The following is a 1,028-nucleotide window of genomic DNA, read 5'->3' on the forward strand; positions in this document are numbered from 1 at the left end:
CAGTCGATTAGGCTTCCTTCGATCATGACGAAAAAGCCATGCTTAGAGCGCGACAATAACGACAGCGCCTTCTTCGTCATCTTCTCGAGTCGGTTGGGATTCTCATCCAAAGCAAACGGAAATGCTTTGTCGGCAAACAACCCAATCGCAGGCAATGTTTGCAACGAAGGCAAGGTATCAAAATCCGTTAGGTAGTGATAATCCTGCGTTTTAAATTCTTCAATCAGGTTTCTGTCTTCACGCTCAAAGTATCGAACACCTCCACCAAGTAACAGATCGACGGGCAGCTTTCCATTTACTTTGTTATCCAAGTAGTCGTCTGCTATCTGATCATAATTACGACGAGATTCGTTGTGCGCGGCAAAGCTTGCGGGCGTCGCGTGGTTAATTTGCGAAGTCGCCACTAGAGCGGTTGTCATGCCCTGCTCTTTCGCTACTTCCAACATCGTTTTAACTGGCTTTTTATGGGTATCGACAGCGACGGCGCCATTGTAACTCTTTATACCACTGCTTAAGGCCGTCGCGCCTGCTGCACTGTCAGTGACATAAGTATCATCATCGGGATAGGTGTGAGCCATGCCAACCAGTATCGAGTCAAAGACTGTAGGCTCAATCTGTTTAGTTTCTGGGTTATCTTGATAATAACGGTAGGCGGTTGTGTAGGCAGGGCCCATTCCATCACCGATCATATAAATAATATTTTTCGGTGCTTCATTGGCGTGAACAAACCCGGCCAGTAAACTGGCCGCAAGTAAAGAGTATCTGATTGTCATATTTCATCCATGAAAAAGTGACTGCGAATATAAGCCGTCACTTTAATTACTGTTTTGCTTACAAGTATTCATCAATACTATCATTCAGTTAGGATGAAACCGCGTGTTACATCATGGTTTTGCAACCCAAATCATTTCTTAAATAGGATCACTTCTGTACGTAGGCCGGCTTTAAGTGTCTCATTCGGGTTATTCAAGTAGCGCTCAATCCCCAAAGGCTTACTCTTCACTTTTATGCCGTTTTGGCGTGTCAAA

At 44.7% G+C, this 1,028-nt stretch carries 1 protein-coding gene and 1 pseudogene; both read right to left on the reverse strand.

The genetic code is table 11. From position 1 onward, the window contains the following. Positions 1-773, reverse strand: a 773-nt coding sequence (locus R7Q38_RS24955; protein WP_318114748.1) for an alkaline phosphatase, incomplete at its 3' end; no start/stop codon positions are given. Between the two features lie 131 nt (positions 774-904). Beyond that, positions 905-1,028, reverse strand: a pseudogene (locus tag R7Q38_RS24960) (transcriptional regulator); the annotation flags it as partial.

The organism is Vibrio sp. Vb0598 (genome assembly GCF_033338935.1).
Lineage (GTDB): Bacteria > Pseudomonadota > Gammaproteobacteria > Enterobacterales > Vibrionaceae > Vibrio > Vibrio alginolyticus.